Source organism: Gorillibacterium massiliense (genome assembly GCF_000455485.1).
In the GTDB taxonomy this organism is placed as follows: Bacteria; Bacillota; Bacilli; order Paenibacillales; family NBRC-103111; genus Gorillibacterium; species Gorillibacterium massiliense.
On the sequence record NZ_CBQR020000158.1, the window covers coordinates 15,630 to 30,503 of the forward strand.

Annotated in this window: 14 protein-coding genes; 7 read left to right on the forward strand and 7 right to left on the reverse strand. The window is 52.7% G+C overall.

All coding sequences use genetic code 11. The features are described from left to right. Positions 1-7 precede the first annotated feature (7 nt). From ytvI to TJ79_RS22400, 5 genes are all read left to right on the forward strand, one after another. Positions 8-1,039: a sporulation integral membrane protein YtvI gene (ytvI, locus tag TJ79_RS22385; protein ID WP_040952579.1), complete on the forward strand. Its 1,032-nt coding sequence runs from the start codon at positions 8-10 to the stop codon at positions 1,037-1,039. Between the two features lie 164 nt (positions 1,040-1,203). Continuing rightward, complete coding sequence (locus TJ79_RS26910; RefSeq protein ID WP_081757095.1) at positions 1,204-1,389, forward strand: spore coat associated protein CotJA; 186 nt, start codon at positions 1,204-1,206, stop codon at positions 1,387-1,389. A 19-nt stretch (positions 1,390-1,408) separates the two neighbouring features. After that, positions 1,409-1,672 (forward strand): spore coat protein CotJB, encoded by a 264-nt coding sequence (locus TJ79_RS22390; RefSeq protein ID WP_040952580.1) that lies wholly within the window; start codon positions 1,409-1,411, stop codon positions 1,670-1,672. A 24-nt stretch (positions 1,673-1,696) separates the two neighbouring features. After that, positions 1,697-2,266, forward strand: coding sequence for a manganese catalase family protein (locus TJ79_RS22395; protein WP_040952581.1), 570 nt, complete (start codon positions 1,697-1,699; stop codon positions 2,264-2,266). A 153-nt stretch (positions 2,267-2,419) separates the two neighbouring features. Continuing rightward, positions 2,420-3,109 (forward strand): HAD family hydrolase, encoded by a 690-nt coding sequence (locus TJ79_RS22400; RefSeq protein ID WP_040952582.1) that lies wholly within the window; start codon positions 2,420-2,422, stop codon positions 3,107-3,109. A gap of 112 nt (positions 3,110-3,221) precedes the next feature. Here the strand turns inward: TJ79_RS22400 and TJ79_RS22405 are convergent, their stop codons facing one another. Genes TJ79_RS22405 through TJ79_RS22420 form a run of 4 tightly spaced genes read right to left on the reverse strand, consistent with a single transcriptional unit; the run spans position 3,222 to position 8,096 of the window. Next, on the reverse strand, positions 3,222-4,340 hold the full coding sequence (locus tag TJ79_RS22405; protein WP_052339880.1) for a YheC/YheD family endospore coat-associated protein: 1,119 nt from the start codon (positions 4,338-4,340) through the stop codon (positions 3,222-3,224). Further along, positions 4,337-5,476: a YheC/YheD family endospore coat-associated protein gene (locus tag TJ79_RS22410; RefSeq protein WP_238323109.1), complete on the reverse strand. Its 1,140-nt coding sequence runs from the start codon at positions 5,474-5,476 to the stop codon at positions 4,337-4,339. The genes TJ79_RS22405 and TJ79_RS22410 overlap by 4 nt, the downstream gene beginning before the upstream one ends. 13 nt (positions 5,477-5,489) lie before the next feature. After that, on the reverse strand, positions 5,490-6,848 hold the full coding sequence (locus TJ79_RS22415) for a YheC/YheD family endospore coat-associated protein (protein ID WP_040952583.1): 1,359 nt from the start codon (positions 6,846-6,848) through the stop codon (positions 5,490-5,492). Positions 6,849-6,860: 12 nt separating this feature from the next. Continuing rightward, positions 6,861-8,096 carry a YheC/YheD family endospore coat-associated protein gene (locus tag TJ79_RS22420; RefSeq protein WP_052339881.1) on the reverse strand — a complete coding sequence of 412 codons (1,236 nt, stop codon included), beginning with the start codon at positions 8,094-8,096 and terminating at the stop codon, positions 6,861-6,863. A gap of 186 nt (positions 8,097-8,282) precedes the next feature. Between TJ79_RS22420 and TJ79_RS22425 the strand changes: the two genes are divergently transcribed. Together TJ79_RS22425 and TJ79_RS22430 are read left to right on the forward strand one after the other, a co-directional pair. Further along, positions 8,283-9,455 carry a DUF445 domain-containing protein gene (locus TJ79_RS22425; protein WP_040952584.1) on the forward strand — a complete coding sequence of 391 codons (1,173 nt, stop codon included), beginning with the start codon at positions 8,283-8,285 and terminating at the stop codon, positions 9,453-9,455. Between the two features lie 12 nt (positions 9,456-9,467). Then, positions 9,468-9,830, forward strand: a complete 363-nt coding sequence (locus TJ79_RS22430) for a hypothetical protein (RefSeq protein ID WP_155987999.1) — start codon at positions 9,468-9,470, stop codon at positions 9,828-9,830. Between the two features lie 95 nt (positions 9,831-9,925). Here the strand turns inward: TJ79_RS22430 and TJ79_RS22435 are convergent, their stop codons facing one another. The 3 genes from TJ79_RS22435 to TJ79_RS22445 form a co-directional block, all read right to left on the reverse strand. After that, positions 9,926-11,797 carry a glycoside hydrolase family 9 protein gene (locus TJ79_RS22435; protein WP_081757093.1) on the reverse strand — a complete coding sequence of 624 codons (1,872 nt, stop codon included), beginning with the start codon at positions 11,795-11,797 and terminating at the stop codon, positions 9,926-9,928. A gap of 4 nt (positions 11,798-11,801) precedes the next feature. Beyond that, on the reverse strand, positions 11,802-14,237 hold the full coding sequence (locus TJ79_RS22440) for a glycoside hydrolase family 94 protein (protein ID WP_040952586.1): 2,436 nt from the start codon (positions 14,235-14,237) through the stop codon (positions 11,802-11,804). A gap of 121 nt (positions 14,238-14,358) precedes the next feature. Then, the coding region (locus TJ79_RS22445; protein ID WP_040952587.1) for a substrate-binding domain-containing protein at positions 14,359-14,874 on the reverse strand (516 nt) is incomplete at its 5' end.

The following is a 14,874-nucleotide window of genomic DNA, read 5'->3' on the forward strand; positions in this document are numbered from 1 at the left end:
TGCAAGAATGTCCACGAAAACGATTGTGATCATCATAGTTGGAGCTCTCCTGGCATACGCGGGCATTCAGTACGCCGCGCCGTTTTTGCTTGCCCTTGTCGTCGCCTTATTGCTCGATCCGTTGGTATTGCTGATGATGAAGCATATGCGGATGAATCGAAAATACGCTTCGTTAATTGTCTCCACTCTGTTTACTTTGTTGCTGCTCTTTCTCAGCTATTCCCTCGGGAATAAAATTTACAAGGAAAGCTCAGACCTGATCAACAATTTGCCTAATTATCTGGACAATACTAACGTGGTTGATACGGTTTCCGATAAGCTGCAAAATCTGCTAAATTCCTTCTCACCGGAGCTGGCGGATCAGGCTAAAACGGGGTTGGGCTCGGCGATCAAGTCTCTTTCTGGGTTTTTGACGGGATTTGCCAACTATGCTTTCTCGCTGGTGACCACCATACCGAATATATTTCTGGCATTTGTTGTGTTTCTCGCCGGGTTGTTCCTGATCAGCATGAGCTTGCCGCAGTTAAAGGCATCGTTTCTCAACCTTTTTGAAGAGAAAACCTCGCAAAAAGTGGATACGGTAATGAAGACACTGCGCCGGGCGATCAACGGCTTCCTGTCTACAGCAATTATCATGGGCATCATTATTTTCATCATCGTGTTGATCGGTTTTATGATTTTGGGAGTACCCTATGCCCTCGCTCTAGCTTTTCTTACGACCGTCGTGGATATCCTGCCGGTGTTGGGAACGGGGACGGTGCTGGTTCCATGGGCGATTTATCAATTGGTGCTCGGCAATACCTTTATCGGCATCGGTCTACTCGTCCTCTATCTGGTTACGCTGGTGGTACGCAGAGTCGCCGAACCGAAAATCTTGGGCGACGCCGTAGGCATCAGCGCGTTATCGGCGCTTATGAGCATGTTTATCGGGCTGAAGGTGATGGGCTTAACCGGGCTGTTCGTCGGTCCTCTGGTGGTCATCATTTTTAGATCCATGGTTGAGGTAGGCTTGCTTAACATTAAGATCAAAATCGATTAGCTGTCCTCTTTATTTCGAAAAAATGAACCGCCTTCTTCGGCTGTGTGCCGCAAGAAGGCTTTTTTATTTGGCTCTAGCCTCTGGGCTGCACCGATAATAGGCATCTGTCATATGGTAAAGAAGAAAATCCAAAGGAGGCCTCTCCCTTGATCGCCCAGTACCGCATGTGGGAACCGTTTATTGGTCCTTGTGATCCATGTCCGCCAATCCGGGTGAAGGTATTTAGTACCCCGCCTCAATTATTTCTCGGCTTTCAGCCCATGATGTTGCCGCAATTTGATTTATGCGAGGCGTTGAAAGCAGGCACTCTCTGGCCCTGCCTATTCAGCCCCTATGAAGCCAGATGTTGAGAAAAGGAGAATTGCGACTATGGCGATAACACTGGATGCTGCTTATTATCAGAGGCTGCAAGATCTGCAGGCCGTCGATTTTGCGCTGGTGGAATTGACGCTTTATTTGGATACCCACCCGCTTGACCCCTATGCTTTGCGCCAATTCAATCGTCTCAGTCAGGAACGCCAAGAACTGGCCAGACGCTTTGAGGAGCTGTATGGGCCGCTGCTTCAATTTGGACGTAGCTTTTCGCGGGAGCCGTGGGAGTGGTCCCAGCCCCCTTGGCCTTGGCAGGTTTAAGTTAATGGGGAGGAACGAGAGAAGATGTGGATCTATGAAAAAAAATTGCAATACCCGGTGCGCGTAAGCAAGTGCGACCCTCATATGGCGAAGCTGCTGCTGGAGCAATACGGCGGAGCAGACGGCGAACTGGCAGCAGCCCTGCGGTATTTGAACCAGCGGTATTCCATACCGGATAAAGTGGTAGGGCTGCTAACGGATATCGGTACGGAGGAATTTGCGCACCTCGAGATGATCGCAACGATGGCCTATAAGCTCACAAAGGATGCCACTCCGGCTATGATGAAGGCGGCGGGATTAGGCGACCATTATGTGGCTCATGACAATGGGCTCTTCTATCAAAACGCTGCCGGGGTGCCGTGGACGGCGGCCTATATTCAGAGCAAAGGCGATCCGATCGCGGACTTATATGAAGATATTGCAGCCGAAGAAAAAGCGCGGGCGACTTATCAGTGGCTGATCGACATGACCGATGATGTGGATCTCCAAGATGCCCTCAAATTCCTGCGGGAGCGGGAAGTGGTTCATTCCCAACGCTTCCGTGAGGCGGTTGAAATTTTGAAGCATGAGTGCGCCGCGCAGAAAGTGTTTTAAACGAGAAAGGGCGAACATCCTTGCGGGAGTTCGTCTTTTTGCTTAAAGTCAGCATTGAGGAGTGGACAGGTTTGTTGACTTGCGCATGTTTTTTTGCTTACATAGGGAAGATGAAGCCGTGGGGATTTTTCGGCGGAGACGGAGGAAGTAACGATGACTGCGATACAGGAAAAGCTGGAGAAACCGGATGCGATGATTTTTGATATGGATGGCACACTGTTCAAAACGGAGTCGATACTGTTAACCGCTTATCACCGTTTATTTGATGATTTGAGGAAGGAAGGCCTGTATTCGGGGGAGACTCCTCCTGAGGAGCGGATATTGGGCGGACTGGGTATGCTTCTGGAAGACATATGGAAGAGAGTGATGCCCGATTCCCCCAGGGAAGTGCACCAGCGGGCGGATGAGCTGCTGCTCTATCACCAATTGGCTTGCTTGAAGTTGGGAGAAGGGGAGCTATATCCGGGAGTGGCGGAGACCTTGCAGGCTCTGCACCACCGAGGAATACGCCTGTTTGTGGCTAGCAACGGGCTCGAGGATTACGTGAAACGGATTGCCCAGCATAAGGGTGTTGCTCCGCTATTTGAGAACCTATACAGCGCCGGGGAATACTTGACCCGCTCCAAGGTGGATTTGGTCAAACTGCTTTTGGATACCCACGGAATAAGCTCCGCCTGGATGGTGGGAGACCGCTCTTCCGATGTGGAGGCGGGCAAGAAGAACGGGCTTAAGGTCATCGGCTGCGATTACGCCGGTTTCGGCGGCCAAAACGAGTTGGCTGGCTCCGACGTACGCATCAGCGCTTTTCCGAAGCTTCTTGATCTATTGGCTGATGAGAACTAAAACATACGGCTGGCTTATCGTCTAATAAGGGAGAAAAGCGCAAAACCGTCATAACGACGGCTTGCGCTTTTTTTATGACATTCTTCAGAACCGGCGGGTCGACCCTTTTCGATCAATCTTCCGTGGCGTTATGTTTCCCTTTGTTATGGTACAGCCAAAGAGCGTAGTCAACGGGGCTTTCTACCGCTTGGCGGTAGGCTTCCTTATCGCCAATTCGGCGAAACACATCCCGGGAGGGCTTAGGGTTTACTTCCAAAAGCCAAACTTTGCCGTTAGGATCGACAGCCAGGTCCAGGGCCAATTCACATAAACGCCCGAATCGCCGCTCAAGGACTTTGGCGATGGCCAGTGAAAGTTGGGTCATCTCGTTGTGTACTGCTGTAATTTTGTCTACATGCATTTGCCTGCGGGCTAGCAGATGTTCAAAACCGATAGCTTCCCCGCCTCCATGCAGGTTGGACGTTACGCTCCCCGTGCCGCCTACCCTTCCAGCGATGCCGGTCAGCTCCCAGCGCCCTTTGCCGTTCTTTTGCAGCAGAAGCCGGAAGTCGTGGACGCGGTTATCGGAAAGTTTGATGGGTATGCCTTGCTGCATGATGTACCGCGGGCCAAGGCCCCAGGAAGCCAGCCGGCCGGGGATGTCCCCGGCCTTGAGCCGTTTCGCCGGAATGATGCGTCGATGAGGGTCCCGCCCCTTAAGGAAATAGAGCCCATCTTCTGCCCGCTCTATAGAAGCGATGCCGAGGCCGCCGGAGCCATCCCTCGGTTTTAAAAAGACGAGCCGATGTTTGCCGAGAAAAGCGGCAAGATTCGCTGCCCCGCTGTAGCGTTTGGTCTCCGGGAGATTGCCGGCGGTCGTCTTGTTTTCCTGCAGCAGCTGATGGACTCCCCACTTATTGGCGATGGGATGATTCAAATACAGCAAACGGGAATGACTGGAGCGGAAGCGCCTCATTTGGTTGAAGCGAGGCGAGCGGATGCCGCGGCAGCGGTCGTATACAAGATCCGGGAGCCGCGTCCATTTTCGCAGCCACTTCCCGCTGCTCCCGTCATAAAAGAGTCCGTTGATTCGCTTCCCGTGCGCATCGGCATCCTCCGGGGTAAAGACGAAGGCCGTCAGACCGATCCGGTTTCCGTGCTGGATCAGGCTGCGGAAGAAGGGCAGTTCTTCCGAATCGATCTTCTTTCCTTTCAGGTAGAGGGTCATGACCCCTAGTAAAGGTGAATTCATGTCGACTTCACCTTATTTCTCACTCCCGACTTGCCAAGATAGAGGCAGTAGTTGACAATGGATTCCAGGGATTTGGTGCGGATTTCCGGTTCGTCGAATTTCATAGGCCGTGAATTGGCTTCGAAAAACCAGATCCGCCCATTGCTATCGACACCTAAATCCATCGACATTTCCCCTAAAGGAACGCCGGATTCCCGTTCGATATGCCTGGCAAGATATAGGGAGCTTTTTTTCACTTTTTTTAATAGTTGTGGCGATTTTTCTTCGCCGAATACTGAGATGAGAGCATTTTCCGGGCTGTCGATATAGCCTCCACGGGGAACGTGAGTGGTGATGCTTTTACGCCCCGCCACACGAGCTCCGATCCCGGACAGGCTCCATATGCCTTTTCCGTTCTTTTGCACAAGCACTCTTAAATCAAACGGACGGTTGTCGACGCGGGCCAGAGGGATGCCTTGTTGCATAATGTATTCTTCGCCAAACGTTTCCTGCTTGATTTGCGTCCAAAGCTGAATCAGATTGTAGTGTTTGGACGTTACGCTTTTTTCTTTTTCCTGAAGATGAAGGCGGCACCAAAATCGATCTCTTTTCGAACCTTTCTCCAACTTCATGATGCCAGTGCCTGCTTTTCCTCTTATCGGTTTGAGATAGATCGTCGGATGTTTCCCCATAAAGGCAGCGAGATCCTCGGGAGTAGAGAGCTTGCGGGTAGCCGGGATAAAACGGCGGGTCGCTTTGGAACGGTCCAGCCATTCATACAGCGTCCATTTATTGAAGAAATACGGGTTGAAAAGCGCCGGTGATTTCTTTTTTAGGATGGAGCGAATCACTGCCTGAACTTCAGGCTGTTGCTCGTCTTTGCGGTTTGGGATACGACTGTAAATCACTTGGGGAAGAGGTAGCAGCTGACGGATCCACATCCCGCTTTCGGGGTGATGGACATAGCCGTATATCCGCTTACGTTCCGGCTTCAGGTCGTCGATGGTAGCGACATAGATGAAAGCTCCCATCTCTTTTCCCGTGCGGATGAGGTCTATGAAATTGTTCATATTCCCGCGGAAGGTCCTCTCCGGATCGGACATGGTCAGGATGGCGACGGATATTTGAGGAGAGGGGGCATTCGACGCCAATCTCACGGATCTTCCCTCCTTACCGGAATCGAGTAACGTACAAGAAATGCTCAAACAGATTACCCGATATGTCTTTGCCTTGATGTTTCAGATCGGGATGCTTGAAAATGGTGCGGCCCGGTTTGGAATTGGCTTCAAACATCCAAATCTTCTCGTCTTGATCGATACCTAAATCGATGCCCAACTCCGCCAAGTTGCGGGTGGAATGCAGCTCGATGGATTTTGCCAGCCGAATCGCCACATCTTCCATTTCCTGCAGCAGATAGGTGCTCCGATCGCCAAATACTTCCCGCATAGCCCGGTCAGGAGTCAATAACTGGCCGCCAGTACGGACGTGGGTGGTGACGCTGCCTTTGCCGGCTTTTTTCGCTCCGATTCCAGCGGCAACCCAATCGTTGTTCCCGTTCTTGGTCATGTGGAAGCGAAAGTCAATGGGGCAATCGTCGATTTCAATCAGCTGAATGCCCTGCTGCACCACATAAGAAGAGAGGCGAATTTTTTTGCGGCGAATCATATTCATAAGTCCTTCAAAGCGTGGGAAACGGAACAGCAGATTGCTTTTGCCCTCACGGTACCGAGCAAAATAGCCCTTTGACGGATTATGGGTCAGTCGGTAGATCCCGAAGCCTAAGCTGCCTCCCGTCGGTTTTAAATAAACGAAACGATGTTTATCCAGCATCGATTTGATTTCTTGAGAGCTTGGGTTCAGTGAAGAGTCCGGTACGTGACTGTAAGCGTCCGAATCGTTTTGCAACAGCCGGTAAACATCCCATTTTTCGAAAAACTCCCAGTTGAGCAGGGGGATTTTACGGCGCGTAAACCGTTCCTTGAATTCACGGATATACAAGCTTTTTTCGCTGGCCCGGTTGGGCAGCCGGTTATAAATGACATCGGGAAGCGGAACCGTTCTGCGAATCCAGCCTCCATTGGCAGAAGGGAAATAGGCGGATACCGTCTCATCCCGCCAGTTAACGCCTTGCGGTGTAAAGATGAAGTAGAAGCTGTTGCCCTTGCCCGCTTGAATCATATCGCGAAAAAGGGGGCTGCGGGAGCCGAACAGGGTGCCGGTGCCTTTTGCGGATGTAGTGGTCAGGATGCCGATAAGCGGCCCGATTTGAATTTCGCGGTTATGATCGCTTTTCACCAGACATTTGCCGGAACCGGGGAGAAGAATGCTGGAAGCGACGGATGAAGGGATGGAGAGGTAGTCGCCTTGCCGGTTCAAGGTGGAAACGGAACAGGTAAAACTGCGGGAGCCCACCCTTAGGGAGCAGGAGCGGACTCCTGAAAGCTCAAGCTTACGGGCTAGGGAGCGTGTGAGGGATATCGTCTGGCTTTGCTGTGGGGTAACGAGAACGGTGCATGACGAAAAAACCATCGAAAGTTCCTCCTAAACGTTTTGCCTGGCAAAACGGTTGCGGCTCGGAATGGTGTCCGGATCTGCATCCTTACGGATTGCGGCCGGTGTAAATCCTTTGTCGGGAAGCGGAAAAATCGGGCGTGCAGCCAGCAAGCCCTTGGCGTAGAGGATGGGCGGCGCTGCATATTGAAGGTTGTCAACAGACGGATCATTTTTGCAAAAGGATGCCCTTCCGGGTTTGGAATTAGCTTCAATAAACCAGAGATGTCCTCCTCGGTCGATTCCAAAGTCGAGGCCAAGCTCCGCCAAATTGCCATAGTGTCGCTCCAGGACATGGGCAATTCCTAGTGAGAGCCGGCGCAGCTGATTTTTGGCGGCGGCTGACTGTTCGGCTCCGAGTTTGCGTAGGAGATAAGGGTCGAGCTCTTCTGCGGCGCCTCCACCGTGCAGATTGGATGTTGCGCTGCCAGGCAAGCCTCGCCGTACGGCCATACCGCTAATTTTCCAGCAGCCTTTGCCATCTTTCTGTACGAGTGTCCGGATGTCGCATACCGCGCCGTCGTCATCCTGCAGGTCGAGAAAGTCCTGCGCGAGATAGCGACGCCTGCGGGTAAAGTCTTTAAGCCAGATCAGCAACTCATTTTCATCACGGAAGCGGCATGTAAAAGGTTGATTGTCTGCGTCTCGACCGCTTGCCGTTAGCATCGTCGCGCCAAGACCCGCAGCCGCAGAGACGCGCTCCCAGAGCAGCTTGACGGCGCCTTTTCCCTGACAACCATTGTCAGGCTTCAGGAACGCCTTCCCCTGCTCTTTGAGCCGGCGTAGTGCACCAAGGCCGCTGCCGAGGGGCTCTGCAATTGGCAGGTGCGGTTGCAGAGCAGTATGGCGCGAAAGCAGCACCTGAACCGCCAACTTTCCACCGATGCGGTGGGAAAGGGCTTGAAGGCGGCATTCCGCCATGAGTCGGTCGGCTGCAAGGCGGTACCGCTTTTCTTCCTCACCGTAAGCGCCAAATAGGCGATCGTACACGAGAGCGGGGACCGTCATCACCTTCTTTTGCCATTGACCCTCCTCTGAACGATAACGATAGCCGGTAATCATACGGAGGATGGAATCGTAGGAAAGGGGAGAGAAAACGACGACTTCCACTCCGTTCGCATCACCGACGCGGCACATATCGGCCAGCGCGGCACGGTCTCGGAACGGCGGGTCGCCTTCCCGATGGCAAACCATGATCCCCAGCTGGTGCGTCTGTTTGTTGATCATGGAAGGCCCTCCCATTTTTCTCGGCTTCAGATATCGTCGCCTTCGCCTACAGACCGCCATTTTACTTCAACATGAAAATGGTGTACGCTGTTTTTGTTTCTCAGGCGATACGCTTATTCATCATATGAGGACTAAAAACCCTTGGTGCTTGCGAAACGCCCATCTTAGAAGCAAAGGAGCCCCCTTGTGAAAGAGTTCTGGTTTGTTATTATCAGTGTATCCGTTGCTGCTTTTGTCGGCGGCGTAACCAATCATCTTGCAATTAAAATGCTGTTTCACCCTCGCCGGGAAATCCGTTGGTTTGGTATCAAGCTTCCGTTTACGCCCGGACTTATTCCTAAACGAAAAGAAGAAATCGGGCGATCCTTGGGTAAAGTGGTCGTCACTCACTTGGTAACAAAAGAAGGTCTGCAAGGAATGCTGCTCAAGCCTGTCTTCCGCGGCAGCATCGAAAACCGTTTGAGCGAGACGATCAACCTCTGGGCTTCCCGAGAGGATACTTTGGAGCAAACGCTGCTGAGGTATTGGCCGCCGGAGCGGGTTGAAGCGATTAAACAGCGGCTGGAAGGTTGGCTCACGGAGCAGACCCGAGAGAAAGTGCTCGATATTTGGAATCGGGGAAAACTGGACGAGCTGCCAATTCAAGCGCTTTTGCCGGAATGGTCCGAAGACCGGAGAGAAGATTTGGCGCGTAAAGGAACGGAAGCTCTCCTCGCTCAAATAAAAGAGGAGTTGTCTTCTCCCCGATCCGATCAGATGTTGCGCAAGATTACTTCAGGTATATTGGAGCAGGGCGGCGGCTTTCTGGGCTCTCTTGCCGGTATGTTTATGGATGAGAATAAAATGACTGCCAGAGTGAAGGCGGCCGTTCTTCGCCAGTTGGATTCCCCTGAGCTTTACAGTCTGATCGGCAGTTTCATCTACCGCAAGTTGCAGGATTTGGAGCAAATGCCTTTAGGAGACGCCATCCGTCTGGCAACCCATAAGGACCCGCAAGATTGGATCGGCGATCTGGTGAAAACTTGGCTCAAGTGGGGAGAGTGGCTTGAAGATGCCGGACGTATGCGGCTGTCGGATATCATTGGATCCCGTAGAGATTGGCTATTGGCGCAGGTTCCTGCCGTTTCTGGCGGGCTGATCAACTTGTTGGCGAACAATCTGGAGCGGATGCTTGAAGCTATTCAGCTCCCGGTTATCGTGGAAGATGAAGTCAACAAATTCCCGGTGGAACAGGTGGAGGAGATCATTCTCAGCCTGTCCGGAAAAGAATTTCGCGCCATCACCTGGCTGGGCGTGCTGCTGGGTGGGGTAATCGGTTTGATGCAATCGTTCATCTACATCTGGATGGGGCAGTATTAAGAGCTGCACTGCATGAGGAGCAGCATGAAGGGCGGCATGGTCATACCCGCTTCATCTCCGGCATACAATGTAGCGTACAAGCCGGGAAAAGGAGCGGTTGCCATGAAAAACTATAAGAGTATCCTTTATTTGTTTCTCGCCCTGGGTATGATGATCTATGCCATTCCGCAGCTGCCCGTTGGCGAAGGCTGGTCGTCGCCGTCCATCTTTGCCGCTGCCTGGCTCATCTTCTCTCTGCTGGTAGTAGCTGCGCTGCTGTATGACTTGCTCAGTGTCGATGCGGAGTCGCGGCAGAAAATTGAGAAGCTGCGTGGAATGAGGCGGCAAGAACGGCTGCGCCAGCTCAGCAGCCGGTTCGTCCAAGCCCGCAAATGAAACGCATAAAGCAAAAAGCTGTCCCCCAACCATCGCAAGATGGCGGAGGGACAGCTTTTTCATTGGCGTATACGCATGTTTATCGAATTGAAAAATCAGTGGCTATGATCAAGATAAGCCGCTACAAATAAAGCGGGAGCGTTCCAATAAATGGCGATTTCATTTGTGGAATAGCTGCCCATGTCGTCAACAAAGGCACGGGCTGGCGGAGTGTCCGCCGGCAACTGCTGAGCCACTTCATCCTGCCTTCCCTTATTAGGGCCTCCCGAGACCAGTCCGGGAATGGGGGCGTCGATGCCATCGGCGATGGAAGGACGGTGGTGCGGCTTTTGCACAGATGCCGCTCCAATGCCGGTGACGAAGCTGAGATCGAGGGGATTGCGTCCGAGCAGGTAGTGGAAAAGATCCTGAGCTGCGCCGCCGAAGCCTTCTCCCGGTTCCAGCAGATCGGCGATGATAAGCTGAGTCGCATGGTTCATCGCCACCATGCTGCTGCCCCAAATGAAATCGTCAGCCGTCATTGCCATATGATAGCCGGTGGCTGCGGTTTCGGCAAAGAGGGCGTGGTATTCCTTCATAAATTGCAAGCGCAAGGCTTCGTACAGAGTCTCATCACGTTTTTCCGGTGCCAAGGTCAGGTAAGAGGTAAAGGCGAAGCCGCTGACGTTGGCCCAGCCGAAGTCTACGATTTTGCTGTCCGGCGCGGCAGTCAGCAATGCGGCAGTGGCTTCCCAACTTTTGTGAAGGGCATCGTGATAGAGTGTTTTGCCCGTCGTGCGGTACAGCTCTACCGCAGCCCAAGCCCGCTCATCCCGGGAGTCGCTGTCTCCGTATTCCCCGGTAATAACGTCCCCGGGATTCGTAAAGCCTGGGGCGTTGGGATTGGCGGCGAGCCACTTCCAGGCGAGTTCGGCGGCTTTCAGTGCCTTGTCGGCGAAAGCTTTGTCAAAGGGTTGATAAATTCGGGCGGCCATTGCCATGACGGCGGCGAAGTCTCCTGTCGCCGTGGGCGAGATATCCATAACGTAGCGAGTCATCATATCTTCTTCCGGCATGATGAAATCCTCGAAATTAAGCCGGGTGACTTTGTGGTAGACCCCGCCGCTTGCCGTATCTTGCATTTTCAACAGCCAATTCAGCTCGTAGCGAGCCTCGTTCAGCACATCGGGAATGCCGTTGCCGCTTTCCGGAATGTTGACGGTGTCGGCGTAGCGGTCAGGCATGAGTTCATAACCGAGGAGCATGAAGCCGACCGTAACGGCGCCGGGCGAGACATATTTGCCGTAATCGCCGGCGTCATGCCAACCGCCGCTGACATCGATATGCTTCTCCTGGTTTCGATAGAGATAGCCGTCTTCCAGATGGCAGCTTCCGTGTGACCACTCCCCTGCATAGGAAGCTTCCAAAGCGGTGCCGCAACGCTGATAGTACAGCGCTTTCAAAAGTGCGTTCTTGACTTCTTTATAGACATCGGCGCCTATGGCGAAGGGTTGGGATTTTCCGACTCCGGCAACGGTGATGTAATATTGTCCGGGCTCCGTTATAGCGCTGAAATCCGCATACATTAAGTTGTCCCCAGAAAGAGAATCGAGAACAGGCTTGGCGGAATCGCTATTGCCGTCTTTATCTTGAAGCTTACCTTTCAATACCGTTGTTTCTTTTTCCGCCGAGCGGACTTCAAAAAGGTTTGATTTGCCGTCTTTTACATGGATAACGGCAAGCTTGCGATCATTAGGCCGGTAACCGATTTGATTGATATGAATCATTCCGTCTACTTCCTCCTGCTTATCCTGTTGTTGGAACCCTGACTGGCTTTGGGATGGCAATGAGCTGGCCGAGGCTGACGAGGATGAGGGCTTGCTTATGGATGAAGAGGCGTCAGATGACGCCTCTTCTTTTCTGCAGCCTGCGGCTTCCAATAGAGCGATGATCATCAGCGCACAAAGGAATATCCGCGGGATTTTCATGGTATTAGCCCATCACGACTTCCACTTGATGAACGGCACCGTCACCGATGGCAGGCAGCACGTTGCCGGCAATGGCTTTGCCGTCGACGGTTACGCTGGCAACGCCTTTGGATACGTGGTTCGGGTTGGAAATCTTGATGACATAGGTGTCGCCGCGGAATACGCGGGTAATGGTATAACCATCCCAAGCAGCCGGAATACAAGGATCTACTTTGAGTCCGTCGAAATCCGGTTTGATGCCGAGAATGTCCTGGGTGATGGCGATGAAGTTCCAGGCGGCAGTTCCCGTCAGCCAGGAGTTTTTCGCTTCACCGTGACGAACAGCGTCTTTGCCGGCGATCATTTGCGAGTAAACATAAGGCTCGGTGCGGTGGATATCGCTGATTTCTTCCAAGTAAGCCGGAGCGATCTTCGAATAGACTTCAAAGGCGCGGTCGCCCCGTCCGATGACGGTTTCTGCGATCATGATCCACGGGTTATTGTGGCAGAAAATACCCGCATTTTCTTTATAGCCCGGAGGATAAGTCGAAATTTCACCCAAGTTAATGTAGTACTTGGAATAAGGCGGGTTTTGCAGCACGATGCCGTATTTGGTATCGAGACGTTCTTGAACGGATTCCAAAGCGCGCTTGGCCGATCCGTCTTCCACGCCGATACCGGCCATGATGCACATGCCTTGGGGCTCGATGAAGATTTGGCCTTCTTCGCATTCCTTGGAGCCGATCTTATCACCATAGTGGTCGTAGGCGCGCAGGAACCAGTCGCCGTCGAAGCCGTGCTTCATGGTGGTTTCTTTCATCGATTCGATGTGGGCCAGCGCTTTCTCGGCTTCTTGATCCAGTCCTCTGCGGCGGCAAATCTCGGCGAAGTCCGGGCCGGAGAAGACGAAGAGGCCTGCGATGAAGACCGATTCCGCTACTTTGCCTTCGATGTTTTCCGTCGTTTGGAACGATTCTCCCGGCGTGCTGGAGAAGCAGTTCAGGTTGAGGCAATCGTTCCAGTCGGCTCTGCCGATGAGCGGCAATCCGTGAGGACCGAGGTTGTTGATCACGTGATAGAAGGAACGCTTCAAGTGCTCAAACAGCGTGGCGGAGTTGTTCGGGTTGCTGTCAAAAGGAACGTCTTCATCCAAAATGCTGGTGTCGCCGGTCTCCTTGATGTAAGCTGCCGTGCCGATGATGAGCCAGAGCGGATCGTCGTTGAAGCCGCGGCCGACTTCGTCGTTGCCTTTTTTCGTCAAAGGCTGGTATTGGTGATAGGCACTGCCGTCCTCGAATTGGGTAGCGGCGATATCGAGAATCCGTTCTTTTGCACGTTCCGGAATTTGATGAACGAAACCGAGCAAGTCCTGGTTGGAGTCGCGGAAGCCCATACCCCGGCCGATGCCGGATTCGAAATAGGAAGCGGAGCGGGACATGTTGAAGGTAACCATACATTGATAGGGATTCCAGATGTTGACCATCCGGTTCAGCTTATCGTCGCCGCTTTCGATCATGTATTTGGAGAGCAGGTTGTTCCAGTAAGCGGCCAGCTCAGCCAAGCCTCTTTCAACATCGGCGTCGGTGGCAAAATTGGCGATCATCGCTTCTGCGCGGGTTTTGTTGATCACGCTGGGCGCTTCCCACTTTTCTTCATCCGGATTTTCCACATAACCCAGAATGAAGATGAAGGTTTTCTCTTCTCCCGGTTGCAGCTCGATATTCAGGCTGTGGGAACCGACAGGAGCCCAGCCGCTGGCAACGGAGTTGGAGCTTTTTCCGGCGGCTACGACTTGCGGGCTGTCAAAGCCGTTGTAAAGTCCGGTAAAGGTTTCCCGATCGGAGTCGAAGCCATCGATGGGGTGGTTCACCGAGAAGAAAGCGTAGTGGTCGCGGCGTTCACGGTACTCGGTTTTGTGATAGATGACGGAGCCTTTGATTTCCACTTCGCCGGTGCTGAAGTTCCGTTGGAAGTTGGTCATGTCGTCTTGTGCATTCCAGAGACAGAATTCAACGAAGGAGAAAAGGGTAACCTTCTTGATATCGTTCGAAGTGTTGGAAACCGTCAGCTTGTGCACTTCGCCGTTATATTTCAGCGGAACGAAAGCCAATTGATTGACGCGGACGCCATTGCGTTCGCCGGTGATCGAGGAGTAGCCGAGGCCGTGACGGCACTCATAGAAATCCAAATCCCGTTTGACCGGTGCCCAACCCGGGGTCCAGTAATCGCCATTGTCGTGCAGGTAGAAGTAGCGGCCGCCACTATCAACAGGCACGTTGTTATAACGGTAACGGGTCAATCTGCGGAGACGGGCGTCACGATAGAAGCAGTAACCTCCAGCCGTGTTGGAAATCAGCCCGAAAAAGTTTTCCGAACCCAGATAGTTGATCCAGGGATAAGGAGTTTTGGGCGTGTTGATGACATATTCTTTGTTGACGTCGTCAAAAAAACCGAACTTCATTTGTCACAGCACCTTTCCTGTCTGAAATAATTTATAAACGCGCGTTAATTCTCGCGTTGGATGAACCCCGTTAGGGGGCATCTTAAAAGGAAGCTTGCGTTGGGGACGGCCATGACGGCTATTACAACGTATGGCACGAGTCCCGCTCGATGAGTAGGGAGGGGAAAGCGAAGCTTTGGAAGCCCGATCCCTCTTTTTCGCATAAATTCACGACGGTCTCTGCGGCTGTTCTGGACATATCATAGATGGGGAGACGCACGGAAGTCAGCGCGGGTGTCATTTGTGCAGCAGCAGGCGTGTCGTCAAACCCGATAAGGGAGATATCTGCGGGCACCTTCAAGCCATGCTCCTTCAGAGCCTCCTGAGCACCCAGTGCCATCTCGTCATTTGCAGAAAGAAAAGCCGTTGGCCAAGTTCCTCCGGCCAGCAGATTCGCCACCTCTTGGCGTGCGGTTTCGCGAATGAACCCGCCGTTTAAAATGAATGCGGGCTCCACTTCCAGGCCGCACTGATACAACGTTTCCAGATACGCCTTATTGCGCTGCCGTCCCGAATAGGTATTCAGACGGCCGTTGATCATGCCGATTTTCCGGTGTCCCAGCTCATAGAGATAACGAACAGCAGCTTCTGTTCCTTC

Excerpts from the sequence above, each read along its gene's own strand:
- TJ79_RS22400 (WP_040952582.1), top strand. The coding sequence starts at position 2,420 with ATGACTGCGATACAGGAAAAGCTGGAGAAACCGGATGCGATGATTTTT.
- TJ79_RS22420 (WP_052339881.1), bottom strand. The coding sequence starts at position 8,096 with ATGATCAACAAACAGACGCACCAGCTGGGGATCATGGTTTGCCATCGG.
- TJ79_RS22395 (WP_040952581.1), top strand. The coding sequence starts at position 1,697 with ATGTGGATCTATGAAAAAAAATTGCAATACCCGGTGCGCGTAAGCAAG.
- ytvI (WP_040952579.1), top strand. The coding sequence starts at position 8 with ATGTCCACGAAAACGATTGTGATCATCATAGTTGGAGCTCTCCTGGCA.
- TJ79_RS22415 (WP_040952583.1), bottom strand. The coding sequence starts at position 6,848 with ATGGTTTTTTCGTCATGCACCGTTCTCGTTACCCCACAGCAAAGCCAG.
- TJ79_RS22435 (WP_081757093.1), bottom strand. The coding sequence starts at position 11,797 with ATGAAAATCCCGCGGATATTCCTTTGTGCGCTGATGATCATCGCTCTA.
- TJ79_RS22390 (WP_040952580.1), top strand. The coding sequence starts at position 1,409 with ATGGCGATAACACTGGATGCTGCTTATTATCAGAGGCTGCAAGATCTG.
- TJ79_RS22405 (WP_052339880.1), bottom strand. The coding sequence starts at position 4,340 with ATGAATTCACCTTTACTAGGGGTCATGACCCTCTACCTGAAAGGAAAG.
- TJ79_RS22430 (WP_155987999.1), top strand. The coding sequence starts at position 9,468 with ATGAGGAGCAGCATGAAGGGCGGCATGGTCATACCCGCTTCATCTCCG.
- TJ79_RS22440 (WP_040952586.1), bottom strand. The coding sequence starts at position 14,237 with ATGAAGTTCGGTTTTTTTGACGACGTCAACAAAGAATATGTCATCAAC.
- TJ79_RS26910 (WP_081757095.1), top strand. The coding sequence starts at position 1,204 with ATGTGGGAACCGTTTATTGGTCCTTGTGATCCATGTCCGCCAATCCGG.